Origin of the sequence: Nocardioides lacusdianchii, from assembly GCF_020102855.1 — a bacterium.
GTDB classification, from domain to species: domain Bacteria; phylum Actinomycetota; class Actinomycetes; order Propionibacteriales; family Nocardioidaceae; genus Nocardioides; species Nocardioides lacusdianchii.
Genome location: NZ_JADHZD010000011.1, coordinates 110010 through 132966 on the forward strand (window position 1 = coordinate 110010; position 22957 = coordinate 132966).

Annotated in this window: 25 protein-coding genes; 4 read left to right on the plus strand and 21 right to left on the minus strand. The window is 74.6% G+C overall.

Annotated elements, in window-relative coordinates:
- Positions 1–60 precede the first annotated feature (60 nt).
- The 15 genes from idi to IRX98_RS15970 are packed head-to-tail and all read right to left on the minus strand — an operon-like array spanning position 61 to position 13418.
- The gene (idi, locus tag IRX98_RS15900; RefSeq protein WP_224278411.1) at positions 61–651 is read right to left on the minus strand and encodes an isopentenyl-diphosphate Delta-isomerase; all 591 of its coding nucleotides are present in this window, start codon (positions 649–651) and stop codon (positions 61–63) included.
- Positions 648–1685, minus strand: coding sequence for an NAD(P)/FAD-dependent oxidoreductase (locus tag IRX98_RS15905; RefSeq protein WP_224278413.1), 1038 nt, complete (start codon positions 1683–1685; stop codon positions 648–650). Before IRX98_RS15905 ends, idi begins: the two co-directional genes overlap by 4 nt.
- A complete protein-coding gene (locus tag IRX98_RS15910; RefSeq protein WP_224278415.1) occupies positions 1678–2220 on the minus strand; it encodes an isoprenylcysteine carboxyl methyltransferase family protein in 543 nt (180 codons plus the stop codon). Before IRX98_RS15910 ends, IRX98_RS15905 begins: the two co-directional genes overlap by 8 nt.
- Positions 2217–3275 (minus strand): type III polyketide synthase, encoded by a 1059-nt coding sequence (locus IRX98_RS15915; protein WP_224278417.1) that lies wholly within the window; start codon positions 3273–3275, stop codon positions 2217–2219. Before IRX98_RS15915 ends, IRX98_RS15910 begins: the two co-directional genes overlap by 4 nt.
- 1 nt (position 3276) lies before the next feature.
- Positions 3277–4485, minus strand: coding sequence for an NAD(P)/FAD-dependent oxidoreductase (locus tag IRX98_RS15920; protein WP_224278419.1), 1209 nt, complete (start codon positions 4483–4485; stop codon positions 3277–3279).
- Positions 4482–5306, minus strand: a complete 825-nt coding sequence (locus IRX98_RS15925; protein ID WP_224278421.1) for a UbiA family prenyltransferase — start codon at positions 5304–5306, stop codon at positions 4482–4484. Before IRX98_RS15925 ends, IRX98_RS15920 begins: the two co-directional genes overlap by 4 nt.
- Complete coding sequence (locus tag IRX98_RS15930; RefSeq protein WP_224278423.1) at positions 5303–6145, minus strand: phosphatase PAP2 family protein; 843 nt, start codon at positions 6143–6145, stop codon at positions 5303–5305. Before IRX98_RS15930 ends, IRX98_RS15925 begins: the two co-directional genes overlap by 4 nt.
- Positions 6142–6642, minus strand: coding sequence for a glycosyl-4,4'-diaponeurosporenoate acyltransferase CrtO family protein (locus tag IRX98_RS15935; protein ID WP_224278425.1), 501 nt, complete (start codon positions 6640–6642; stop codon positions 6142–6144). The genes IRX98_RS15930 and IRX98_RS15935 overlap by 4 nt, the downstream gene beginning before the upstream one ends.
- Complete coding sequence (locus IRX98_RS15940) at positions 6642–7811, minus strand: glycosyltransferase (RefSeq protein ID WP_224278426.1); 1170 nt, start codon at positions 7809–7811, stop codon at positions 6642–6644. The genes IRX98_RS15935 and IRX98_RS15940 overlap by 1 nt, the downstream gene beginning before the upstream one ends.
- Positions 7808–9205: a cytochrome P450 gene (locus tag IRX98_RS15945; protein WP_224278428.1), complete on the minus strand. Its 1398-nt coding sequence runs from the start codon at positions 9203–9205 to the stop codon at positions 7808–7810. The genes IRX98_RS15940 and IRX98_RS15945 overlap by 4 nt, the downstream gene beginning before the upstream one ends.
- Positions 9202–9540 carry a lycopene cyclase domain-containing protein gene (locus IRX98_RS15950; protein WP_224278430.1) on the minus strand — a complete coding sequence of 113 codons (339 nt, stop codon included), beginning with the start codon at positions 9538–9540 and terminating at the stop codon, positions 9202–9204. Before IRX98_RS15950 ends, IRX98_RS15945 begins: the two co-directional genes overlap by 4 nt.
- A complete protein-coding gene (locus IRX98_RS15955; protein WP_224278432.1) occupies positions 9537–9881 on the minus strand; it encodes a lycopene cyclase domain-containing protein in 345 nt (114 codons plus the stop codon). The genes IRX98_RS15950 and IRX98_RS15955 overlap by 4 nt, the downstream gene beginning before the upstream one ends.
- Positions 9878–11491, minus strand: a complete 1614-nt coding sequence (gene crtI, locus IRX98_RS15960; protein WP_224278434.1) for a phytoene desaturase family protein — start codon at positions 11489–11491, stop codon at positions 9878–9880. The genes IRX98_RS15955 and crtI overlap by 4 nt, the downstream gene beginning before the upstream one ends.
- 2 nt (positions 11492–11493) lie before the next feature.
- On the minus strand, positions 11494–12372 hold the full coding sequence (locus tag IRX98_RS15965; RefSeq protein WP_224278487.1) for a phytoene/squalene synthase family protein: 879 nt from the start codon (positions 12370–12372) through the stop codon (positions 11494–11496).
- 2 nt (positions 12373–12374) lie between these two features.
- Positions 12375–13418: a polyprenyl synthetase family protein gene (locus IRX98_RS15970; RefSeq protein WP_224278436.1), complete on the minus strand. Its 1044-nt coding sequence runs from the start codon at positions 13416–13418 to the stop codon at positions 12375–12377.
- An 85-nt stretch (positions 13419–13503) separates the two neighbouring features.
- Here IRX98_RS15970 and IRX98_RS15975 point away from each other — a divergent pair, with 85 nt between their 5' ends.
- On the plus strand, positions 13504–14385 hold the full coding sequence (locus tag IRX98_RS15975; protein ID WP_224278438.1) for a DICT sensory domain-containing protein: 882 nt from the start codon (positions 13504–13506) through the stop codon (positions 14383–14385).
- Positions 14386–14415: 30 nt separating this feature from the next.
- Complete coding sequence (locus IRX98_RS15980; protein ID WP_224278440.1) at positions 14416–15090, plus strand: HAD family hydrolase; 675 nt, start codon at positions 14416–14418, stop codon at positions 15088–15090.
- Here IRX98_RS15980 and IRX98_RS15985 read toward each other — a convergent pair.
- On the minus strand, positions 15036–15521 hold the full coding sequence (locus IRX98_RS15985; RefSeq protein WP_224278442.1) for an MSMEG_6728 family protein: 486 nt from the start codon (positions 15519–15521) through the stop codon (positions 15036–15038). The two genes, IRX98_RS15980 and IRX98_RS15985, sit on opposite strands and share 55 nt — an antisense overlap.
- An 85-nt stretch (positions 15522–15606) precedes the next feature.
- Between IRX98_RS15985 and IRX98_RS15990 the strand changes: the two genes are divergently transcribed.
- Together IRX98_RS15990 and IRX98_RS15995 are read left to right on the plus strand one after the other, a co-directional pair.
- The gene (locus IRX98_RS15990) at positions 15607–16680 is read left to right on the plus strand and encodes a YihY/virulence factor BrkB family protein (protein ID WP_224278444.1); all 1074 of its coding nucleotides are present in this window, start codon (positions 15607–15609) and stop codon (positions 16678–16680) included.
- Entirely contained in the window at positions 16677–17621 is a 945-nt protein-coding gene (locus IRX98_RS15995; RefSeq protein ID WP_224278446.1) for an SDR family NAD(P)-dependent oxidoreductase, read from the plus strand. The genes IRX98_RS15990 and IRX98_RS15995 overlap by 4 nt, the downstream gene beginning before the upstream one ends.
- 1 nt (position 17622) lies before the next feature.
- Here the strand turns inward: IRX98_RS15995 and IRX98_RS16000 are convergent, their stop codons facing one another.
- Genes IRX98_RS16000 through IRX98_RS16020 form a run of 5 tightly spaced genes read right to left on the minus strand, consistent with a single transcriptional unit; the run spans position 17623 to position 22945 of the window.
- The gene (locus IRX98_RS16000; RefSeq protein ID WP_224278448.1) at positions 17623–18873 is read right to left on the minus strand and encodes a cytochrome P450; all 1251 of its coding nucleotides are present in this window, start codon (positions 18871–18873) and stop codon (positions 17623–17625) included.
- A 28-nt stretch (positions 18874–18901) separates the two neighbouring features.
- The gene (locus IRX98_RS16005) at positions 18902–19723 is read right to left on the minus strand and encodes a glycosyltransferase family 2 protein (protein ID WP_224278450.1); all 822 of its coding nucleotides are present in this window, start codon (positions 19721–19723) and stop codon (positions 18902–18904) included.
- Positions 19720–20730: a glycosyltransferase gene (locus IRX98_RS16010; protein ID WP_224278452.1), complete on the minus strand. Its 1011-nt coding sequence runs from the start codon at positions 20728–20730 to the stop codon at positions 19720–19722. The genes IRX98_RS16005 and IRX98_RS16010 overlap by 4 nt, the downstream gene beginning before the upstream one ends.
- Complete coding sequence (locus IRX98_RS16015; RefSeq protein WP_224278454.1) at positions 20727–21842, minus strand: glycosyltransferase; 1116 nt, start codon at positions 21840–21842, stop codon at positions 20727–20729. Before IRX98_RS16015 ends, IRX98_RS16010 begins: the two co-directional genes overlap by 4 nt.
- On the minus strand, positions 21839–22945 hold the full coding sequence (locus IRX98_RS16020; RefSeq protein ID WP_224278457.1) for a glycosyltransferase: 1107 nt from the start codon (positions 22943–22945) through the stop codon (positions 21839–21841). Before IRX98_RS16020 ends, IRX98_RS16015 begins: the two co-directional genes overlap by 4 nt.
- Positions 22946–22957: the final 12 nt, after the last annotated feature.

Here is a 22957-nt window from a genome sequence, read left to right on the forward strand (position 1 = left end):
ACCCGCCGTCTCGAGGCACCGGCTACAGGGTGTCACACCGGCGGGCACCGCCATGGCGTTTCAGGCGTGACGCGGGCGCGCGGCCGGCGGCAGGTCGTCCTCGGGGGCGACGGGCGCCGACAGCGGGTCCGCGGGGAGCTGCTCCACCTGCTCGCGGCACCACACGGAGACCTCGCGCGTGCCCGACAGCACCGCGGCACGGAAGTCTGCCCACGGCTCCCACGCGGTCTCGCCGACCTCGGTCGGGTCGGGGTCGACCGGCCCCGGTGCGAGCGCGACGTAGACCGGGCACATCTCGTTCTCCACGACCCCGTCCTGCTCGGCGCGGTAGCGGAACCGCGGCAGGACCAGGCGCAGGTCGGTGAGGTGGGTGCCCAGCTCCTGCTCGACCCGTCGGCGCACGGCCTCGGCGAGCGGCTCCCCGGGTGCCGGGTGCCCGCAGCAGCTGTTGGTCCAGACGCCGGGGAAGGTGCGCTTGTCGTCGGCACGACGGGTGAGCAGGACGTTGCCCGCCCCGTCGAAGAGGTAGCACGAGAAGGCGAGGTGCAGCGGCGTCCCGGCGTGGTGGACGCCGAGCTTGTCGGCGGTGCCGACGGCGTGGCCCTCCTCGTCGAGGAGCACCACCTGCTCGGGGGCGGCGAGGTGGGTCATGAGGTCCTTCCGACAGGTCGGGCGAGCTGGTTGACGGCGGTGGAGAACAGCCAGGGGGCGCGGGCCGCCGCCGGGACGAGGTGGCGGCGCACCGTCGGCTGCCCGGTGGCGCGCAGGAGGAGGTGGGTGAGCGCCTCGTGGCGCAGGCCGAGCCGGCGGGCGACGGACGCGTAGTGCTGGGGGCGTCCGGCGGCCAGGCACTCCACCGCGGCCCGGGCCTGGCCCAGCCCGAGCGCGAGCCCCTCCCCGGTGAGGGCGTCGACGTAGCCCGCGGCGTCGCCGACCAGCAGGACCCGGCCGCGCACGCGGGAGCTGGCCCGCTGGCGCAGCGGTCCGGCGCCCATCACGGTCGTGCGCGGACCGGTGAGGCGCTGCTCGAGCACCGGGAAGTCGGCGAGCAGGTCCTCGAAGCGGGAGCCGGCGTCGGCGAGAACGGCGACGCCGACCAGGTCGTCGCCGACGGGGGTCACGTAGGCCTCGGCACGCCGCGACCAGTGCACCTCGACGTACGACGACCACGGCGCCTGCCGGACGTGGCAGCGCAGCCCGAAGCGGCGCCGGCCCGAGTGAGGCACCTCGAGCCCCACCAGCCGGCGCACGGGGGAGTGCAGCCCGTCGGCCGCGACCAGGTAGCGCGCCCGGCGTCCCTCGACGACGAGGTGGTCACCCCGGTCGTCGACGGTGCGGACCGGGGTGGGGTCGACCTCGATCCCGGCGGCCTCCACCTGCTCGGACAGCGCGGCGTGGAGCACCGTGCGGCGTACGCCTCGACCCGGGCCGGCGGCGAAGGCGGCGCGGACCTCCTTGCCCACCCGGTCGTCGAGGTAGTGGATGCCGGCCAGGTCGCGACCGTGCGGGTGGACGCCCAGGTCGGCGAGCTCGGCGACGGCGCCGGGCATGAGGCCCTCGCCGCACGCCTTGTCGACCGGGCCGCCGCGCGGCTCGTGCACCAGGACCGACAGCCCGGCCCGGTGGGCGTGCAGCGCCGTGGCGAGGCCGACGGGCCCGCCGCCGGCGACGACGAGGTCATGCACCGGCGGCCTCCGTGGTCCGGGGCAGGGTCGCCAGCGCGCGGTCCTCGACCCGGATCCGGACCGCGAGCAGGCCGGCGTTGAGGACGGTGAAGACCAGCGCGGTGATCCAGGCGGCGTGCACGAGCGGCAGGGCGATGCCCTCGACCACGACCGCGACGTAGTTGGGGTGGCGCATGAGCCGGTAGGGGCCGCCCGTCACCGGCGGCAGTCCCGGCACGATGATGACGCGGGTGTTCCACCGCCGCCCGAGGGTGCTGATGCACCACCAGCGCAGGGCCTGCGAGGCGACGACGAGGGCGAGCATCGACCACGCCAGGACGGACGGGACGTCCGGGCGCCGGACCCATGCCTCGACGAGGGCGCCGACGAGCAGGCCGGTGTGCAGCACGACCATGAAGGGGAAGTGGCCCTGGCCGCTCTCGACTCCGCCGCGCTCCTTGCTCCACGCGGCGTTGCGCACCGACACCACCAGCTCGGCCACGCGCTCGAGGCCGACGAGGGCGACGAGGACGGTGAAGGCCAGCAGCGTGGTCACGACGTCGCCCTCAGCAGCACGAGCTCGGAGCAGAAGCCCGGGCCCATGGCCAGGAGCACGCCGTGGGTGCCGGGGGCGGGCGGGCGCTCGCGCAGCGTGTCCTCCAGGACCTGGAGCACCGAGACCGAGGAGAGGTTGCCGACCTTGGCCAGCGACTCCCAGGTGAGCCGCACCGCGTCGCGGGGGACCTCCAGCGCCGACTCGAGCGCCTCGATGACCTTGGGGCCGCCGGGGTGGCACACCCACCACCCGATGTCGGCGCGGGTGAGCCCGTGGGAGTCGAGGAACGCGTCGACGTCGCCGCGCAGGTAGCGCTCCACGAGGTGCGGCACCTCGGCGTCCAGGACGATCCGCAGGCCGCTGGCGGCGACGTCGAAGCCCATGGTGCGCTCGCTGTCGGGGTAGAGGCGGCTCCGGGAGTCGAGGACCTCGACCGGACCGCCGGGCCGACCCTCGCTGCCGACGGCGACGACCGCGGCGGCACCGTCACCGAAGAGCCCGCTGGCCACCAGGTTGGGCACCGACACGTCGTCGCGCTGGAGGGTGAGCGAGCACAGCTCGACGGCGACGAGCACGGCGGTGTGGCCGGGGTGGCCGAGCAGGTAGTCGTGCACCCGGGCGATGCCGGCCGCGCCAGCCACGCAGCCCAGCCCCACCAGCGGCATCCGGCGTACGTCCTCGCGCAGCCCCACCTGGGCGGCGATGCGCGCGTCGAGCGAGGGGACCGCCAGGCCCGTGACGGTCGCGGTCACGACCAGGTCGACGTCGGAGGGCGTCAGGTCGGCGGCCTTGAGCGCGTCGACGAGGGCGCGCGAGCCCAGCTCCACGGCGTGCTCGATGAACTGGTCGTTGGCGTGCCCGAAGTCCTCGAGCCGGGCGTAGTCCTCCAGCGGCAGCACCGTGTGGCGTCGCTCCACGCCGGCGTTGCGGTGGAAGCGCCGCAGCAGGGCGTGGTCGAGGCTGCGCTGGGAGATCACCTGGGCGAAGGCCTCGGTGATCTCGGCCTGGGGATGGGAGTGCGCCGGCAGCGCACCTCGGACGGAGAGGATCCTCATGTCAGCTACCTCGATGTGATCGGGACGGGGGCGGGTCGGACGGGAGGGACGGACGGGCGAGGGCGCCGAGCAGGCCGCCTGCCAGGCGGGGGCCGATCCGGCCGTCGCCGAGGCCGAGCTCGACGAGCGTGTCGAACGCGTGGCGGTCGCGGCCGGCCGCGCGGATGCCGGCGTCGACGATCCGGGGGGACTGCGCGAGGCGCGAGGCCAGCCAGGTGTGGCGCAGGTGGGTGCCCAGCATCTCGCGGACCACGGTGCGGTGCCGCTCGCCGGCGTCGTCGCCACGGCCGAGGGCCACGGCGCGTGCGGCGGTGCGCCCGGCGGCGATGCCGGTGGCGACGGCGTAGTAGATGCCCTCGCCGGTCATCGGGTTGACCAGGCCGGCCGCGTCGCCGACCAGCAGCACGCGACCGTCGGGCTGCTCCCAGCGCCAGGAGCTGAGGGGCAGGTGGTGCCCGCGCCAGTCGGTGCCGGTGCTCGCCATGCCGGGCAGGAGCTCCTCGAGCTGCTCGAGCAGCAGGCGCCGGCTCGGCGGGCTCCCCTCGCCGCGGCCCCGCGGCAGCAGCTCGCCGTAGCCGACGTTGGCGAGGCCGTCGCCGCGGTCGAACGCCCAGGCGTACGACGGCTGGGTGCGCTCGCCGTAGCGGATCACCTGACGCCCGGCCAGGTGCGGGGGAGTCGGCGCGTAGCCGCGGATCGCGAGCGCGCGCTGGTCGCGTCTCCGTCCGAGCAGCGCGGTGCGCACGAGCGAGTGGGCCCCGTCGGCGCCGACGACCACGCGCGCGGCGAAGCGCTCGGAGACCACCGCCCGCCCGGGCTCGGTCGTGACGGATGTGACCCGGTGGCGGCGCAGGACCGCACCGGCGGCCACGGCCTTCTCGACCAGGCGGGCGTCGAGCACCCGGCGCGGCACGACGTAGGCCTCGCGGCGCATCGGCCCCGCGACGCGTACGTCGCCGCGGGACAGCTCCAGGTCGCGCAGCGGCGCCCAGCCGTCCACCACGTCGGCGGCGCCGACCTCGGCGAGCCGGTCGATGGCGTGCGGGGCGATCCCGTCGCCGCACGACTTGTCGCGCGGGAAGTCACTCCGGTCGAGCAGCAGCACCCGCAGGGTCGGGTCGGCGGTGAGCGCGCCGAGGGCGGCCGACGACCCGGCCGGGCCCGCGCCCACCACGACGAGGTCCCACTGCTCCACGCCCGGGGCGCTCATCGGGCCACCACGAGCAGGGTCGCGTCGACCAGCGCGATGGCGATGGCGGCGAGGAAGGGAGCGCGACGGGGGCCGGTGACGACCACGACGGCCAGCGCGAGCACGAGCGCCGCCGTCGCCACGGTCACGGCGGTCGGGGGTGCCGCGCCGACGAGGGCGACGAGGGAGGCGGTGACGAGGACGACGGCTGCCACGGGGGCGATGCGGGCGCGCCCGAGGCGGTGCGGCAGGCCGCGTACGCCCGTGGCCGCGTCGTCGTCGAGGTCGGGCAGGACGTTGAGGAGGTGGGCGCCCACGCCGAGCAGGGCAGCCGCCAGCGGCCACCACCACGGCGGCAGCTCACCGTCGGCCAGGGACACGACCGCGGTGAGGCCGCCGAACGAGAGGGCGTACGGCGCCCAGGACCACGCCGTCGCCTTGAGCCCGAGGTTGTAGGCCCAGGCCGACGCCACGCAGCCGAGGTGCACCAGCCCTGCTGCGGTGCCGAGCGCCATCGACAGCAGCACGCACACCACGACGGCGGCGGCGCAGGCGGCGCGGACGCCGCGCACGGACACCTCCCCGGTCGCCATCGGCTTGTCGGTGCGTCCCGCGGCAAGGTCGCGCGGGAGGTCGATCAGGTCGTTGCTCCAGCCGATCGACAGCTGCCCGGCGAGCACGGCCGCGACCACGAGCGCGGACCGGGATGCATCCAGTCCCTGGGCCACGCAGAGGAGTCCGGCCAGGACGGTCACGGCCACTGCCGGGCCGGCGTGTGCGGCGCCCAGGACGCCGAGGGCCGCGCGCGAGCCGCGGCGCGCGGGTGCGGTGGCGGCGCTCATGTGCCCACCCTTGCTCGCCGCGCCAACGACGTCGGTGCCAGCGTCGAGGCCAGGCCCAGCGCGAGCGCGGCGACCAGCCAGCCGGCCAGCACGTCAGCGACGTAGTGCTCGCCGGTGTAGACGAGCACCGCCGCCATCGTCACGGCGTAGGCGAGCAACGCCCCGCGTGCCCACCGTGACACCGAGGGCCAGAGGAAGAGGGCGACGAGCAGCGCAGCCCCGGCGTGCAGCGACGGCATCGCCGCCACCGGGTTGCTGCCGTCCTGCCCGAGCTGGGTGAGGCGACCGACCACGTCGAGGTGGAGGTAGTCCCACCCGACGTGGGAGATGCGCTCCACCGGTCCGATGTCGCCGCTCTCGGAGGCGAGCCACGGCGGTGCGGCGGGGTAGGCGACGTAGATCGCGATCCCGAGGAACGACATGGACAGCACGGCCACCAGCCACGAGGTGAATCGCTCGCGCAGCCGGAACCAGACGAGGGTCGTCAGCAGCGGGATGGTGACGAAGTGGGTGACGTAGACCAGCGCCGCGATGGCGTCGTACCACTGCGGGGAGCCGGCGAGCAGCCGCTCCTGGAGCCACACGGTGGGCACGGCACCGAACAGGCGCTCGTCGGCCACCGCGGGACCCGAGACGTGCAGCGGCGCGCCCACCCGGTTGGTCGTGGCCCCGTCACCGGTCTCGAGCGGCGCGCTGACCCACCCGGCGACGGCGTAGGCGAGGAGGATCGCGCTCAGCGGCGACCACGAGATGAGGAACTGCGCGATCGGGCCGTGGCGCGAGTCGTCGCCGGACGTCTCGGCCCGCTCCCCGGTCCGCGCCTGCGCCTCGGTGCTCACGACCGGCTCCCGCGCCGCGACAGCCGCACGAGGATCGCCTGGGTGCGGAAGCGGTTGTAGCGCTGGATGAGGATGAAGGGCAGGTTCACGAGCACCCCGTACCCCATCAGGAGCGCGGCAGGCAGCGGCGGGTTCCAGAGCACGAAGAGGGGGCTGCACGCCATCGCCCACCAGTGCCCGAGCTCGGCGCGACGCGTCTCGCGGACGAACTGCTCGAGCCCCGCGACGTCGGCCGAGGGCAGCTGCCGCTTGCTCACCCCGCCCGCGAACAGGGCGCCGGCCTCGGGGAGCCGGTCCTTCCACCGGTGGATGCGCAGCCGGCGTCGGTAGAGCCGTCCGTCGCGCTCGAACGCCCGCTGGCGCAGCACGAACCCGTCCCGGCCCAGCCGATCGTCGCCGAGGCGGTGCGCGGCATATCCGGTGGCGGCGTGGAAGACGCCCCAGGCGACCACGTCGACGGCCACCGTGACGGTCTGCGGCATCACGTAGCGCAGCATCACGCCACCTCGCGGGCGGAGTCGTGCCCGCGCAGGTCCACGTCGCGACCTCGCCACCGCACCGACCGGCGTACGCCGCTCAGGACCGCGGAGCGCGCGAAGAGCAGGTCGAAGGCGAGCAGGGAGACCGGGGTCAGGGCCCAGGTCCACCAGCGGAAGGACCCCAGCCGGCGCAGCACCGCGCGCAGCTGCCAGGCGAGGGCGACGTACGCCGCCACCCACACCGCTGCGTGCCCGCCGACCAGTGTGCCGCCGATCCCCGTCGTCGCGTCGAGCAGCGTCAGCGCGGCGCCGACGGCGACCGCGTGGTGCACGGAGACGAAGAGCCCGGTGCCGAGCGCGGCCGGGAGCCACGCGGTGGAGGCCCCGGAGGCGATGTTCTTCGTCCAGCCCGCCGCGAGCTGGCCCACGCCCTCGGGGTAGCTGCGCATCCGCACCGACGCACCTCCCGTCGCGCACACCACCGGCAGGCCGGCGCGGTGGTAGGCCGCGGCGAGGGCGGCGTCGTCGAGGATCGCGGAGCGGACCGCGGCGTGACCGCCGACGGTGGCGAGGTCGGACCGGGAGGTGAGCAGGCAGGGTCCGAAGGCCATCGGGACGCGCGAGCGCACCGCCCTCGCCCGGGGGCCGGTGAACGCGGCGCTCGCCATCACCGCGACGACGTTGAACCACGCGGAGAGCTGCTCGTGCGGGCGGACGACGCGGTGGTAGGGCTGCACCGACACCAGCCCGCCAGAGCCGGCGTGCAGCTCGAGGAGCCCGGCGAGGGCGTCCGGCGCCAGCACGGTGTCGGCGTCGAGGAAGAGCAGGAGGTCGCCGTCGGTGACGTCGGCGCCCACGTGGCAGGCCCATGCCTTGCCGGTCCAGCCTGCGGGCGGCTGTCCTGCGGGCACGACCCGGGCGCCGGCGGACCGTGCCACCTCGGCGGTGGCGTCGCGGGAGTCGTCGTCGACGACCACGACCTCGCGCACCGGGGTGTCGAGCGCGGCGAGCGAGGAGAGGAGGTCGGGCAGGGTGAGTGCCTCGTCGCGCGCCGGAACGACGACCGAGACCCGCGCCGAGGACGGTGCGGCCGCGGTGCCGCGAGGCGGCACACGGAGATCGGCGAGCAGCCAGCGCGCCGTCGCCATCGCGGCGAGGACGAGGACCACCACGACGACGTCGCTCATGCGCGTGCTCGGTCCAGGCGGGTGACGACCAGCGGCATCCCGCCGCGCGGGTGCACCGCCACCCTGGCCTGCGGCTCGGGTCGGCTCCAGCCCTCGGGCACGGCGAGCCGGTGCTCGCGGAGCACCTCGTCGAGCACCATGACCATCTCGCCGAGCGCGAACTCCCGTCCGATGCAGAGGCGGGGCCCCTGCCCGAACGGCAGGTACGCCGTGCGGCCCGCCCCCGGGTCGAGGAAGCGCTCCGGACGGAACGCCAGCGGCGCGGTCCACGGGTCGGGCCGGCGGTGCACGAGCCACGGGCTGATGATGGCGAGGGTGCCGGCGGGGACGTCGTGGCCCGCGACGACGTCGTCGGCCAGCGAGCGCCGCGAGAGCGCCCACGCGGGCGGGAAGAGACGCAGCGCCTCGTCGATAACGGCGCGGGTCCACGGCAGGGCCTCGCGCGTGGCGACCAGCGACACCGGCCCCGGGTGCGCGGCGAGCTCGGCGCGGGTGCGGTCCTGGACCTCGGGGTGCTCGGCCAGCAGCATGAACGTCCACGCCAGCGACGCGGCGACGGTCTCGTGCCCCGCGACGATCATGGTGACGAGCTCGTCGCGGACCTCGGCGTCGGTGAGCCCGCTGTCGAGCAGCAGGCCCAGCAGGTCGTCGCCGTGAGGAGCCGTGCTCGTCCGACCGTTGCGGGCCCGGCGCTGGGCGATGATCTCCGCCGACGCCGCGTCCAGGCGGCGCCGCGCCGAGCGCAGCCGCACGTTGAGGCGCGTGGGCGTCCAGTGCGCCCGGGGGAGGATCGCGCGGCCGAGCCGGACCACGAGTTCCGCGGCGTCGCTCGTCGCGTCGAGCAGGGTCTGGGCCTGGCCGGACAGGTCGGCGGAGAAGAGCGCGCGTCCGACCGCGTCGAGGCCGATGGTGTGGGTCAGCGCGGCCACGTCGACCACCCCGGTGCCCCCGCCGGCGCCGACCGCGGCGGGCAGGCGTACGCCGACAGCGGACCGTGCCGCGGCCCGCACCTGCTCGCCGACCGCCTCGAGGCGCTGGTGGTGGAATGCGGGGGCAGCGAGGCGACGGTGGTCGATCCAGCTCGGCTCCGCGGAGGCCAGCAGGCCCTGTCCCGTGACCCGGGCGAGGGCGGCGTACTGCACGGTGTCCTTGCCCCAGCTGCGTGCCGAGGTCTGCAGGACGTGGCGCACGGCAGCGGGGTCGTTGAGGAGCAGCGCGGGAGCACCCGGCACCGGGAAGGACACGAGGTCGCCGTACTCCTGGGAGACCGAGGCAAGGAACGACAGCGGGTCGGCTCGGATGGAGCGGAACTCACGGGCCATGTCGAGCGAGGTCGGCCCGGGTACGCCGATGTCGGTGGGCTGCATCTCCTGCAGCCTCGTCGAGATGCTCACGCGGCCTCCTGCGCAGGCCGGCGCCGGCCGAGCCACGTCCAGACGACGCAGCTGGTCAGCACCAGTGCGAAGCCGAAGGCCAGGTCCTCGACCGGTGCGTAGACCAGCCGGCCGTCGCCGACGAGCACGATCCTGTCGCTGCCGATGATGGCGTCGGGGGAGTAGCGCACGATCCCGCGCCCAGTGAGCCAGCCGTTGGTGAGCAGCTGGAAGAACACGATGATGGCGTAGGCCGACCACCAGTCCCGGGTCGAGGTCACGCGCGTGCGCAGACCCCACCGGTCCAGGGCCAGGGCGACGAGCACGCCCACCACCGCGAGGGCCGTGTAGGTCACGCGTCCCCCTCGTGCGCGGCGCTCGCGAGCCGACGTCGGGCGGCGCTGACGCCCTCGAGCGTCAGCACCGCCACCAGCGGGATCACGACGAAGAAGCCGATCTCCTCCAGCGGCAGGCCGCCGACGCGCCAGGGCAGCGTCTGACCGGCGTCGAAGGACCAGTGCCCGGCCGCGGTGGCGTAGAGGTCCCACACCACGAACGGCGTCCCGGCCAGCAGCACGGTGAGCAGCAGCCGCCGGGGCTGGCGCAGCACGTCGAGCCGGAAGGCAGGCACCAGCGGCAGGGTCCCGGCCAGGCAGAAGGCAAGCATGGCGACGTAGGACCAGTGGACCAGGCTCATCGGCCGCCCACCGGCTGCGCCGACCGGTCACCGGTCAGTCGCTTGAGCACCAGCTCGGCGCTGATCAGGCACATCGGCAGGCCGACGCCGGGCACCGTGGTCGAGCCGGCGTAGAGGAGCCCGTCGACCTTCGCCGAGGTGTTCCCCGGGCGGAGGAAGGCGCTCTGTCGCAGCGTGTGCTCGAGGCCGAGCGCCCCGCCCCGCCAGGAGTGGTAGCGCGCCTCGAAGTCCTCGGGACCGACGGTGTGGCGCACGACGACCCGGTCGGCGAGGTCGTGGACCCCCGACCACCGGGCGACCTGCGCGATCGCGGCGTCAGCCGTGCGCTCGACCTGCTCCGAGCCCGCACCGTCGTCGCCCCCGCGCCCGATGCGGGTGTCGGCCGGCACCGGGACGAGGACGAAGAGGTTCTCGTGGCCCGCGGGCGCCACGGTCGGGTCGGTCTCGGAGGGCTTGCAGACGTAGACCGACGCCGGTTCGGGGACGCGGGCGTCCTTGCCGAAGATGTCGCCGAAGTTCTGCCCCCAGTCGCTGGTGAAGAACAGCGAGTGGTGCGGCAGCTCGGGCAGCGACCCCTCCACGCCCAGCATCGCCAGGACAGCGCCCGGTCCGGGCGAGCGGTCGCGCCACACGCGCTCGGGGTGCGTCTGCAGAGCGGTCGGCAGGAGGGCGGTCTCGAGGTGGTGGAGGTCGGCGGCACCGACGACGACGTCGGCCGGCAGCACGACCCGGTCACCCGAGGCGTCGAGGTGCTCGACACCCGTCACCCGCGCCCGGCGCCCGGCGCCTTCCGTCACGATCGCGGTCGCCTCGCACCCGGTGTGCAGCCGCGCCCCGTGGCGCTCGGCCAGGGCGGCGATGACCTCGATGAGGCGGGTGAACCCGCCCTGCGGGTAGAGCACGCTGTCGCCGAGGTCGAGGCGGCTCATCAGGTGGTACATGCTCGGCGCGCGGCTGGGGGAGGAGCCGAGGAAGACCGCGGGGTAGCCCAGCACCTGCCGCAGCCGGTTGTCGGAGAACGACGCGGCGACGTGGCTCTCCAGCGACCGGGTCAGCAGCCGGCTCAGCTTCGGGGTGCTGCGGACGACGTCGGGGTGGAGGAACGACGAGGTGGCGTCGAAGTTGCTGTAGAGGAAGCGGCGCAGCGCCATGTCGTAGGTCTCCTCCGCCGAGCGGAGGTAGGCGTCGAAGCGCTCACCGGCACCGGGCTCGAGGGACTCGAACAGGGCGCGGTTGTGCGCCCGGTCGGGGCGTACGTCGATCGACTCGTCGTGGCCCTCGAAGAACACCCGGTAGCTCGGGTCGAGGACGGTGAGGTCGAGCTCGGCGTCCGCCGTGGTGCCGAGCAGCGAGAAGAAGTGCTCGAACACCTCCGGCATCAGGTACCACGACGCGCCGGTGTCGAACCGGAACCCGCTGCGCTCCACGCTGCCGACCCGACCGCCGAGGTCGTGGTTCTTCTCGACGAGGTCGACGCTGTGCCCCCGCGAGGCAAGCAGGGCGGCCGTGGCCAGCCCGGCGATGCCGCCACCGATGACCACGATCCGCTGCGCGGACCCGTCGGGGGCGGTCGTGCCCGTGCGCCGGCCGAGCCGGTCGGGGAGTGCCATTCTCATGCTCGTCCTTCGTGGAGTGAGCCCAGCGCGAGGCGGAGCTTGACTGCGGCGGGCACGCGCACGCGCTGCCGGCGGATGTCGGCGGCCGGCGTCGCGCGCAGCCGCGCGGCCAGCTCGGCGAAGGTCGCGTGCGCGGCGCGCACCGCGCGCCGGCTGCTCGGGGGCAGGTCGGGGACCACGGCGGCCGCCGCGGCCAGGTCGGCGTCGATGTCGTCGAGGATCCGGTCCCGGTCGCGGTCGCAGAAGCGCTCCACGTCGAGGCCGGGGAAGTAGTCGCGCCGCAGGACGTCGTGGTCGTCGGAGAGGTCACGGACGAAGTTGAGCTTCTGGAAGGCCGCGCCGAGCCGCCTCGCCCCGGGGGTGAGGTCCTCGTAGGCGCGGGCGCGGTCACCGACGGCGTCGGGCGCGGCGAGGAAGGCCCGCAGGCACATCAGGCCGACGACCTCGGCCGAGCCGTAGACGTAGCGGTCGAAGCTCTCCTGGGTGTGCGTCGTGGTGTCGAGGTCGGTGCGCATCGAGGCGAAGAAGGGCGCCACGACGTCGTCCTCGATGCCGACGGCCTGCGCCGTGCGGGCGAAGGCGTGCACCACGAGGTTGCCGCTCCAGCCGGTCGCGAGGGCGTGGCGTACGTCGTCCTCGAGCCAGTCGAGCATGGTGGCACGGGCGTCGCGCCCGAGCGCGGGATCGGGGTTGTCGACGATCTCGTCGGCGACCCGCACCAGGGCGTAGACGTTGCGGACCTGGGTGCGCACCGGCTCGCCGAGCAGGCGCGAGGCCAGGCCGAAGGAGCTGGAGTACTGGCGGATCACGACGGCCGAGCTCTCCTCGGACACCACGTCGTAGAGGTTGCGCGGGACACCGCGCCCGACGAACATGCTCACGCCGCCGCCTCGCGTCCGCCGACGAGGACCGAGGTGGAGGCCTCGAGGTCGTCGAGGAGCTCGACGGGGACGCCGACCTCGTCGACCATCGCCCGCGCGGCGGTGAGGTGCTCCGCGGCGAGGTCCTCGACGAACGCGCGGGACCCCGAGGTGGTCAGCAGCTCGCGCACCCGGGCGAGGTCGTCGTCGTCGAGGTCGCGCCCGACGAGGGGACGCACCTGCTCCCACTCCGCGGTCGTCCGCGCGTGGACGAGCAGGGGCGTCTGCTTGCCTGCGCGCAGGTCGCTGGTCGTGCTCTTGCCCGAGCGCGCCGGGTCGCCGAAGACGCCGATCAGGTCATCGACCAGCTGGAAAGCCAGGCCCATCGAGCGGCCGGCCTCACCGAGCCGGGCGACCACGGGCTCCGCGGCACCGGCGAGCACCGCGCCCGCCTGGAGCGGGAGGGAGAACGAGTAGGCGCTGGTCTTCTGCTCCTCCATCGCCAGGCTCTCGGCGAGCGACACCTCGTGGTGGGCCATCGTGAGGCGTACGTCTGCCAGCTCGCCCGACGCGGTCGTGTGCAGCGCGACGTCGAAGAGGTCGAGGAGGCAGTGCACGACGTCGGTCGGGGCGCCGCAGGTGGCCACCGCACGTACGGCGGCCGCGAGGGCCAGGTCGCCGGCCAGGATGGCTGCGGTCAGGCCGTAGGCGCCCATCGCCTCGGGACCGGCGCCACCACGGTGTGCGGCGTCGCGGAAGGTGCCGCTGACGTTGGGCCGTCCGCGCCGCAGGTGGTCGTCGTCGATGACGTCGTCGTGGATGACGAACGCGGTGTGGAGCAGCTCGACGGCAGCACCCACCTCCGCAGCGACCAGCGGCAGGGTCCCGCCCAGGGCGTCGTGCGTCGCGACGACCAGGCGCGGGCGCAGCCGCTTGCCGTCCTCGGTGGCCGCGGCCAGCGCGTCCCAGAGCGCCGCGTGGTGGGGATCGATCGCGGTCGCCCGCACGCGTCCCTCGTCCAGCAGCCTCGCGAGTGCCTCGTCACAACTGGTCGAACTCATCGGTGCCCTCCATGAGCTGCTCAAACCCACCGCTCCCAAAAACCTATGCAACACTGCCAAGGAAATCTAGGCGAGAGGTAGAGGAATGGCACACCAGCATCCCACCTCGCCGCCCCCCGGGTCCAAGGTGTCCGGGGGCGAGCTGTCGATCGGCGAGCTCTCCCGTAGGACCGGGGTACCCATTGCCACGATCCGCAGCTGGGAGTCGCGCCACGGATTTCCGCGGCCCCGTCGCCAGGACGGCGGGCACCGCCGCTACGACGGGTCCGACGTGGAGGCCGTGCGCGGCGTGCTCGAGCGCCGCCGCGGCGGCCTGTCCCTCACCGCGGCCATCGAGCGGGCGGCGTCCCCGCGGGTGCGGTCCGGGTCGGTCTTCGCCGAGCTGCGACAGCGCCACCCGGAGCTGGTGCCGCACGTGCTCTCGCGCGACACGCTGCTCGCGATGAGCCGCGCCATCGAGGACGAGTGCTGCGCGCGTGCCGCGCAGCCGCTGCTCTTCGGTGGCTTCCAGCGCGAGAGCCGGCTGCGCGGGTCGCTCGACCGCTGGCGCGAGCTGGCGCGCACGTCGCGCCGCACCGTGGTCTTCGCCGACCTCCCGAACCCCGCTCCGCTGGCCGACGGAGCACCTGTCGAGGTGGGACTGCCCGCGGACGCCCCGCTCAACCGGGAGTGGCTGGTCGTGTGCGACGCCGGCGACCTCCCCGCCTGCCTGGCCGCCGTCGAGCTCCCCGGACGATCTGGTGCTGCGCCGTCCGAACGCAGCTTCGAGGCCGTGTGGTCGCTCGACCCCCGCGTCGTGCGCGACGCGAGCCGGGTGTGCTCGGTCCTGGCCGACGGCTACCGGCCCGGCTGGCGTCCTGCTGGTCCGCAGCTGACCGACGACGAGCCCCCGCCCGCGTCGGAGGACCTGCGGCGTGCGTCCCACCTCTTCGAGAGGATGGTCTCCTACCTCGATGCGACGAGGTGAGGCAGACAGGTGACTCGGACGGGGGACGCAGTGGCGATCAGGGCAGTGGTGCTCGACATCGGGGGAGTCCTCGAGGTCGTCGACGACGAGGTGTTCCCCGCTCCCGCCGAGGCCCGGCTGGGCCTGGCCCCCGGCAGCATCTCCGGCGGGCTGGCGGCGTTGCCGGGCGACGCGATGCTGGGCGAGGTGACCGAGGACGAGGTCCGCGCGGAGTGGCAGCGGGCGCTCGGGCTCGACGACGACCAGGTCGACGGGCTGCTCGAGGACTACTGGCGGTGGTACGTCGGCACCCTCGACCGCCCGCTGCTCGACTGGTTCGCCTCGCAGCGCCCGGCGCGGCTCACCGGCATCCTGTCCAACTCCGGTCCCGGCGCCCGTGAGCGCGAGCGCCACCACGGGTTCGAGGACCTCACCGACGACATCGTCTACAGCCACGAGGTGGGGGTGGCCAAGCCCGACCCCGCGGCGTACGAGCTCACCGCCCGCCGTCTCGGGGTCGAGCCCCACGAGGTGCTGTTCCTCGACGACGTCGAGGCCAACGTCGACGCCGCGCGGCGCGCCGGCTGGCACGCCGTCCTCCACCGCGACACCGCGACGTCGATCGCGGAGATGGAACGGATCATCGCCGAGACGTCCCGGGACCGACCGGCTCAGGCCGGGTCGCTGCCCGACTCCCCGGGCGGGTCGGGGAGCGGCCAGACGTAGGGAAGGTCGTCGGGAACCCCCGGGAACAGCGGGCCGTAGTGCGCCGGGTCCTTGCGCACGAGCGCCGACCGGTGCGCGCGGTGGAAGTCGTCGTCCCCGATCCACCACGGCAGGTCCCCGGTCGCCGCGAGCTCCTCCTGGCTACGGATGCCGGTGACACCGGCCGCCCGGAGGTCGACCACGAGGGTGGCGGCGCAGGTGTCGTCGTGGCCGCGACCGGTCCACGCCTCGCAGCACGCGAGGGCGTAGCGTCCGAGCGCCTCGAGGTGTCCGCGCCACATCCGTACGGCGGGGTGGTGGCGCCAGCCGTAGCCGGGGACCGTCAGGCCCCTGACTACCTGGAGGCACTCGACGCGCTGCTTGCCCAGCCGCTTGGCATCCAGCACGGCAGCAGAACGCGCGAAGTCGGGCCAGGGGAGGAAGGTCTGCATCGGGATCCACGCTAGGCACGCCCCCGTCCGCGCTGCACCGCCCGAGGGGAGGGGGTGAAGGTGCGGAGGCTGGGTACGGGGACGCATGCACCACACCTCCGACCGCACCCCTGACCACACCGACAAGCCTGACTCGCCCACCGACCTCACGAAGCCGTCGTGGACCTACGTCCTGCGCAAGACGTGGCGGGAGTTCTCCGACGACCAGTGCACCGACCTGGCCGCCGCGCTGACCTACTACGCCGTGCTGGCCATGTTCCCGGCCGCCGTCGCGATGCTGTCGCTCGTCGGCCTCGTCGGCGACGGCCGCGCCACGGTCGACGCGCTCCTGCAGGTGCTGCGCGACGTCGGGGCGAGCGGTGCCGCGGAGGTCCTGGAGCCCACGCTCGTGGAGCTGAGCCAGACCTCGGCCGCCGGGTTCGGCCTGGTCGTCGGCCTCGCGCTCGCGCTGTGGTCCGCGTCGGGCTACGTCGGTGCCTTCGGCCGCGGCATGAACCGGATCTACGAGATCCGGGAGGGCCGGCCCTTCTGGAAGCTGCGCCCGGCCATGCTCCTCGTCACCCTCGTGTCGGTCGTCCTCAGTGCCGTCGTGGCCCTGGGCCTCGTCGTCACCGGACCGGCTGCGCAGGCGGTCGGCGACGCCCTCGGGCTGGGCTCGACGATCGTCACCGTGTGGAGCATCGCCAAGTGGCCGGTGCTGCTGCTCGTGGTGATGCTGCTCGTCGCGCTGCTCTACTGGTCGACGCCCAACGTGAAGCAGCCGAAGTTCCGGTGGGTCAGCGTGGGCGCCGCGGTCGCCATCCTCGTGTGGGTCGCGGCGTCGGTGGGCTTCGGCTTCTACGTCGCCAACTTCAGCTCCTACGACAAGACCTACGGCTCGCTCGCCGGCGTCGTGGTCTTCCTGCTGTGGCTCTGGATCACCAACCTCGCGCTCCTCTTCGGCGGCGAGCTCGACGCCGAGCTCGAGCGGGGCCGTGAGCTCCAGGCGGGGATGCCCGCGGAGGAGGAGATCCAGCTGCCGCCCCGCGACACCCGGAAGATCGACAAGGCGGAGGAGAAGGACCGCGAGGACGCGCTCCGCGGACGACGGCTGCGCGAGAGCGCCGGACGTCACGCCGACGTCGACGCCCACCGCCGCGACGACGAGGCGGCCCGGTGAGCGGCGTCCGCGTCGTCCTCGTGACCGGCGCCTCGAGCGGCATCGGCGAGGCTGTCGTCCGCCAGGCTGCCGGACGGGGCGACCACGTCGTGCTGGTCGGTCGCGCGGTCGGCGCCCTCGACCGGGTGGCGCTCGCCTGCGAGGGGCTCGGTGCCGCATCGGTGCTGGTCGCGCAGGCCGACGTCAGTGACGACGCGCAGGTCGCCTCCGCGGTCGCGGCGGTGCTGGCGCGGCACGGGCGGCTCGACGTCGTGGTGAGCTGCGCCGGGGTCGTCGCCTACGGCCGCATCCCTGACGTGCCGGTCGAGGTCTTCGACCAGGTGCTGGCCACCAACCTCAACGGCCCGGTGAACCTCGCCCGCCACGTGCTGCCCGTGCTGCGCGACCAGCGCGAGGGGAGCCTGGTGCTGGTCGGCTCGCTGATCGGGCACATCGCGGTGCCCGACATGGCGGCGTACGTGCTGAGCAAGTGGGGCGTGCGCGCGCTGGTGCGCCAGCTGCGTGTCGACAACCGCGACCGGCCCGGCGTGCGGATCGGCTACGTCGCCCCCGGCGGGGTGGACACACCGATCTACCGCCAGGCAGCGACGTACGGCGACTCGGTGGGGCGCCCGCCCTTCCCCGTCGATCCGCCGGAGCGCGTGGCGGATCGCGTGCTGACCGTCGCCGACCATCCGTGGCGGGGCGGCCAGGTCGGCTTGTCCAACGACGTGATCCGCTTCGGGTTCACCGTGCTTCCGTGGGCGTACGACCGGCTCGTGGGGCCACTGTTCAAGGTGGTCGCCCAGGACCTGGTGTCCCCCGTGGTGCGGGGGCCCGGCAACGTGCTGGCGCCGCGCGAGGAGCTGGACCGTCTGCGAGGTGACTACGGCAACGCGTTGCTCGGAGTGGGTGCCAACCTGGTCGAGGCCGTACGCCGCCGTGTGGCGCCGCCTGCGTGAGTCAGCCGGCCGGGACGAAGGGCCCGGTGCCGTCGGCCTCTCCCGGCGACACGTCGGTCATGAGCAGCTCCTCCGACGGCAGCGTCGGCATCCGGTCGGTGCGCACGTCCGGTGACCTGAGCGTGAAGCGCGCCCGGGAGAGGTGTCGGAGGGTGACCACGAGGAGCGCTGTCGTGACGTCCTCGCCGGGGCATCGGTGACCGAGGGGGCCGCCACCTCCCTGGGGCACGAACCGGAACGGGTCGGGGTCCGAACCGACGAACCGTGCCGGGCAGAAGTCGTCGGCCTGGTTCCACTGGTCGGGGTGGTGGTTGGTGCCGGGGACGTCGAGCACCACCCGGTCGCCCCTGCGGACGTCATGGTGTCCGAAGCGGAAGGGCGTGGTCGCCAGGGCGGTGAGGGCCGGGACGAAGGGGGTGCGCCGGCGGACCTCGTGGGCGAAGGCGACGAGGTGCCGGTCGGCGTCGGGACCGAGCAGGGGCGCGGCGTGCCCGGGGTGCTGCGCGAGGGCGAGGGCGGCGAAGGTCCCGAGCCAGCTGACGGCGACGGTGGGGCGGAGCACGTTGAGCAGCTCGACCGCGGCGACGCGGACCGGGAGTGCGTCACCCGCACCGACGGAGAAGGCGTGCACGGCCGTCCCCTCCGGCGGCTGGTGACGTCCGTCCCGGGTCCGCCGCACCAGGTCAGCCGCCCAGGCCTCGGCACGCCGGCGGGCTGCCCATGCCTTCACGTAGGCGCGGCCCGAGAAGCCGAACCCGTCCACGATCGCGGCGAGGTCGCGGGCCACCTCCTCGCCCCGGAGCCCCGCGCAGCCGGTGCCCGCCCACTCCAGCACAGCGATGCCGTAGATCCGGACGAGCCCCTCGTGGACCCGCACGCCGGGACCCAGCGCCCAGGCCCGCAGGGCCTCGTCGAGCCTCTCGTCCACGCGACGGGCCAGGTCCGCCACGGCCTCGTCGCTCAGCAGGTCGAGGAACACCTGCTTGCGCACGCGGTGCTCCTCCCCGTCGAGGCCGTGCACGGCGCCGCGCCCGAAGAGGAGGTGCGCCAGCGGCGGCGGGACAGCGCGACGACGGCGCATCCGCGACTCGTCGTAGAACATCCGCGCCCCCTGCTCCCCGCGGACCACGAGCGTGCGCCGCCCGAGCATGCGGGTCTCGAAGGCGTCGTCCTCCTCGTGCCGCCGCGAACGGGCCAGCGGCAGGGCGTCGTACCCGTGGCGCAGGAGCAGGGCAGCGAGGTCGTCACGCATGTGGGAGCCGTGCCCACAACGGCGAGGACTATTCGCCCGTGACCCGGTCCCGGAGCGCCCAGCTGCCCGTGCCCGTGCGGCGCACCAGCCCGCGCTCCTCGAAGGCCTCCAGCCAGCCGAGCATCGGCCACTCGCCCCAGCGCGCGTGGAAGATCCGGGCGTTGCGGACGATGTCGGCGACGTGCTCGACCGGCGGCCGGGAGACCGGGTGCCACTGGTGGAAGGCGCGGGCAGCGCCCACCCAGCCGAGGTCGAGGCCCGCGACGAGCGCAGCGCGCGCGAAGTCGGTGTCCTCGCCGCCGTAGCCGACGTAGTCCTCGCAGAAGCCGCCGGTGCGGCGCCACGCGGTGTCCGAGCAGGCGAAGGACAGCGACCAGAAGAGGTCGGGTTCGGCGCCGTGCTCGCGCTCGCCCGGGTCCGGCGCCGGTCGTGCGGCATGGGGCGAGTCGAGGCCGCGCAGGGCGGTCAGTTCGTAGCCCCCGGGTGGGGGCGGGTCGAGGTAGGTGACCGGGCCCGACCACACGGTGTCCGGCTCGTCGCCCACGACCTCGGCGTAGGCGCCGACGAGCTCGGTGTCGGCCAGGCAGTCGACGTCGAGGAAGACGAGGGTGCGCGCGCCTCGGGCCAGGGCCACCTCCGCGCCGCGGTTGCGCGCGGCGGCGAGCGGGAGACCCAAGGGGGCGCGGGGCAGCGCGGCGTCTGCCCCGCCGGACGCCACGAGGACCGGGTCGTCCATGGCGACCACGACGTGCTCGAAGCCGTCGGAGGTCGAGGCGGCGAGCGACTCGCGCTGGCGCGCGAGGTGCTCGCTGCGGCCGTGCACCACCGTCACGACGGCGGTATCGCTCATGCCGCGGACCCGGGGGAGACGACCTGCTCGACGACGGCCGCGATGCGCTGCGGCGCGTTGCCGTCGCACCACCGGGACCAGCCCTCGCCGTCGAGGAGGAGCGCCTCGTGCAGCAGGTCGCGCCACCCCAGGTCGGGGACGGTGTCGAGCACGACGGCCGGCCAGCCGTCGGCGAGGGCTGCCGCGGTCACGTGCTGCTCGTCGAACGGGCGCGGCGCCGGCACCACGACTGCGGGCACGCGGAGGGAGGCGACCTCCGCGAGCGCGTTCTGACCAGGGTGGAGCACCACGACGTCGGCGTCGGCGACCACGGCCGCCGGGTCGGCGTGCCAGCTGCCGAGGGTGCGGCTGAGCACGCTCCAGTCCCAGCGGGGTGTCTGCTCCCGTGCTCGTGCGATCGACTCGAGGGTGAAGCCGTCGCCGCCGGTGCCGGCCAGCAGCACGACGTGCGGCCGGGAACGGTGGGCCGGGACGTGCCGGGGCGCCACGGGGAACCGGGAAACGGCACCGACGGCGTTGAAGCGGTCGGCGTGGATGCCATGCAGGCCCGGCAGCAGCCGGTCGGTCCAGCCCGCGGGCCACGGACCGACGAGCGCGTCGGCGGCGCCGAAGCCGAGCAGGTGCGGCGGGTCGGTGCGCCGTCCGGGAGCGGTGAGCGCCACGACCGGCACGCCGTGCAGGCGCACCAGCAGGCAGACCTCGACCGACTGGTCGACGACCACCGCGTCGGGTGCGTGCTGCTCGATCCACGCCGAGACGGCGGCCATGCGGTTCCGCAGGCCGGCGTCCTGGAGCGGCACCCAGTGCAGCAGGCCGCTCGAGGTGACGTCCGCGTCGTCGTACGTCGCCGCCTCGTCGTCACGGGGGAGCTGCACCCAGGGCCCGGTCCACGCCTCGGGGCGCGGCAGCGACGACAGACCGGTCACCGGTCCCGGGAGGTGGGGTGCGACGCTCAGGGCCCGGTGGAGGTGGCCGGTGCCGTGGTGGTGGACGTAGTAGCCGATCACGCCGCGAGCCTGCGGCCCAGCAGGCGGACGTACTCGTCCTCGTAGCGGTCGACCATCCGGTCGAGCGAGAGCTCGGCGACGGCGTGCTCGCGGCAGCGCGCGCGGTCGAGGGTGAGGGCGTCGCGCATCGCGAGCGCCAGCATGTCCACGTCGCCCGCGACCGCGAGGCGGCCGGTGTCGCGAGACAGCACCTCCGGCAGGCCGCCCCGGGCGTACGCCGCCACCGGGGTGCCGCAGGCCAGCGCCTCTGCGGCGACGAGGCCGTAGGGCTCGTCCCATGCCGGGGTCACCACGGCGACCGCCGAGCCACCGACCAGCGCGGCCAGCTCGGCCTGCGGCAGGTGCCCGGCATACGTCGCGTCGGGACCGAGCAGCGGCTGGACCCGGGTGCGGAAGTAGTCCTCGTCGAGCAGCGGCCCGGCCAGCACGATGGGGATCCCCGCGCGTCGGGCGGCGAGCAGCGCGTCGTGGGGCGCCTTCTCCGCGACCAGGCGACCGGACCACACCGCGCTCACGCCGCCGGGGCCGGCCGGCCACCGGTCGACGTCGATGCCGTTCAGCACGCACGTGCTCGGCGTGATCGGCGCCCAGGAGGCCGCCGTGTGCCGCGACACCGCGGCGAACGAGCTGGTGCCCCGGTCCAGCCGGACCGCAGACTCCAGCCACCACAGGGGTGGGGTGTGCAGCGTGGTCAGCATCGGCGCGGGCAGCGTGCGCGCCATCGCGACCGGCAGGTAGTGGAGGCTGTTGTTGTGCACCACGTCGAAGCCCGTCCCCGCCGACCCGGCGAGGTCCAGCATGAGGGAGAGGTAGGCGTGGTGCTCGGCCACCTCGACGTACGGCGGCGCCCCCACGTCGTGGCGGCCGGGGTGCTCGGGCAGCGCCTCGACGTCGAGCTCGACGACGCCGAGGGCGGGGTCGGATCCCGGAGCGGCGAAGACCGCGACCTCGTGCCCGCGGCGGGTCAGCTCGCGCGCCAGGTGCCACGTCATCGACTCCAGCCCCCCGGTGAAGGGCTCGGCGATCGGGAAGCGGCTGTTGGCGACGAGGCAGACGCGGAGCCGGTCGGCCCGCTGCTCATGCTGGCCCTCGCGCACGGTGAGGGCCGTCACCTGCTCAGCTCCCGGTAGAGCTCCTCGTGGACCCGGGCCACCTCGGGGCGCTGAGCCGTGCGCTCGTCGAGGGTGGCCCCCCACCGCGGGCGCTCGGCGTGCGCGCGCACCACGGCGTCGCGCAGCGAGTCGGCGTCGAAGTCGTCGCCGTCGTTGGTGTAGGTCAGGACCGGGCCCTGGTCGGCGTAGTAGCCGCAGGTCGGCGCCAGCACGGTCGTCTGCAGGTCGCGGCACGCCTCCAGCCAGCCGGAGTGGGTGCCGAACGTGTAGGGCAGCACCGAGAGGTCGAGCGAGGCGAGGTAGGCCCAGAGGTCGTCGTCGGAGAAGAAGTCGTGGACGTGCAGCTCGAGCCGCTTCGCGGTGGCCTCGCCGCGCAACCAGTCGGACAGCGCGGAGTCGCGCCGGGCGCCGTCGGGGTCGAGGACGTCGCGGTGGCAGTTCACCTGGAGCACCGCGTCGTCCAGCCCGGCGACCGTGTCCACGAGCGTGGGCAGCAGCCGCATCGGGTCCATGTTGGCCCGCAGGCTCTTCAGGTGCAGGCCCACGCGGAAGGGTCGGTGGCGCCACAGCGGCCGCACCTCGAGGGCGCGGGTCATGGTGGGGAGGTCGACGACGTGCGGGTGCGGGACCACGAGCGGCGTACGCCCCCAACGGGACTCGATCTCGCGCGCGGCCCCGGGGGTCAGCGTGATGAGGGCGTCCGCGGCCTCGACCAGCACGTCGAGCTGCTCGTCGTGGAGGCGGCGGTCGCTGTGGTGCGGGTTGCGCAGGTCGTGCACGGTGAAGACGAACGGCTTGCCGCGCCCGCGGAGCACGCGCGTCAGCCGCTCCAGCTGCTCAGGCGCGCACGCGTCGAAGCCGAAGTGGAGGTGGAAGACGTCGAAGTCGGCCTGTCGGGCCCACTCGGGGTCGAGCATCACCGGCGGCCACCAGGTCGCCCCGGCAGGGCGGTCGGGGTTCCCGGGTGCCGGGTCGGGCAGGCGTACGGCTCCCCGGCCGTCGACGGGGGAGAGGTGGCGTACGTAGACGTGCCCCGACGGGACCGAGGCGATGGTGAGCGGCGGGGCCGAGGAGGGCGCCTGCCGGCGTTGCGCGAGCGTCATGCACGCGATGTA

Excerpts from the sequence above, each read along its gene's own strand:
- idi (WP_224278411.1), bottom strand. The coding sequence starts at position 651 with ATGACCCACCTCGCCGCCCCCGAGCAGGTGGTGCTCCTCGACGAGGAG.
- IRX98_RS15915 (WP_224278417.1), bottom strand. The coding sequence starts at position 3,275 with ATGAGGATCCTCTCCGTCCGAGGTGCGCTGCCGGCGCACTCCCATCCC.
- IRX98_RS15920 (WP_224278419.1), bottom strand. The coding sequence starts at position 4,485 with ATGAGCGCCCCGGGCGTGGAGCAGTGGGACCTCGTCGTGGTGGGCGCG.
- IRX98_RS15925 (WP_224278421.1), bottom strand. The coding sequence starts at position 5,306 with ATGAGCGCCGCCACCGCACCCGCGCGCCGCGGCTCGCGCGCGGCCCTC.
- IRX98_RS15935 (WP_224278425.1), bottom strand. The coding sequence starts at position 6,642 with ATGCTGCGCTACGTGATGCCGCAGACCGTCACGGTGGCCGTCGACGTG.
- IRX98_RS15940 (WP_224278426.1), bottom strand. The coding sequence starts at position 7,811 with ATGAGCGACGTCGTCGTGGTGGTCCTCGTCCTCGCCGCGATGGCGACG.
- IRX98_RS15955 (WP_224278432.1), bottom strand. The coding sequence starts at position 9,881 with ATGAGCCTGGTCCACTGGTCCTACGTCGCCATGCTTGCCTTCTGCCTG.
- crtI (WP_224278434.1), bottom strand. The coding sequence starts at position 11,491 with ATGGCACTCCCCGACCGGCTCGGCCGGCGCACGGGCACGACCGCCCCC.
- IRX98_RS15965 (WP_224278487.1), bottom strand. The coding sequence starts at position 12,372 with ATGTTCGTCGGGCGCGGTGTCCCGCGCAACCTCTACGACGTGGTGTCC.
- IRX98_RS15970 (WP_224278436.1), bottom strand. The coding sequence starts at position 13,418 with ATGAGTTCGACCAGTTGTGACGAGGCACTCGCGAGGCTGCTGGACGAG.
- IRX98_RS15975 (WP_224278438.1), top strand. The coding sequence starts at position 13,504 with ATGGCACACCAGCATCCCACCTCGCCGCCCCCCGGGTCCAAGGTGTCC.
- IRX98_RS15985 (WP_224278442.1), bottom strand. The coding sequence starts at position 15,521 with ATGCAGACCTTCCTCCCCTGGCCCGACTTCGCGCGTTCTGCTGCCGTG.
- IRX98_RS15990 (WP_224278444.1), top strand. The coding sequence starts at position 15,607 with ATGCACCACACCTCCGACCGCACCCCTGACCACACCGACAAGCCTGAC.
- IRX98_RS16000 (WP_224278448.1), bottom strand. The coding sequence starts at position 18,873 with ATGCGTGACGACCTCGCTGCCCTGCTCCTGCGCCACGGGTACGACGCC.
- IRX98_RS16005 (WP_224278450.1), bottom strand. The coding sequence starts at position 19,723 with ATGAGCGATACCGCCGTCGTGACGGTGGTGCACGGCCGCAGCGAGCAC.
- IRX98_RS16020 (WP_224278457.1), bottom strand. The coding sequence starts at position 22,945 with ATGACGCTCGCGCAACGCCGGCAGGCGCCCTCCTCGGCCCCGCCGCTC.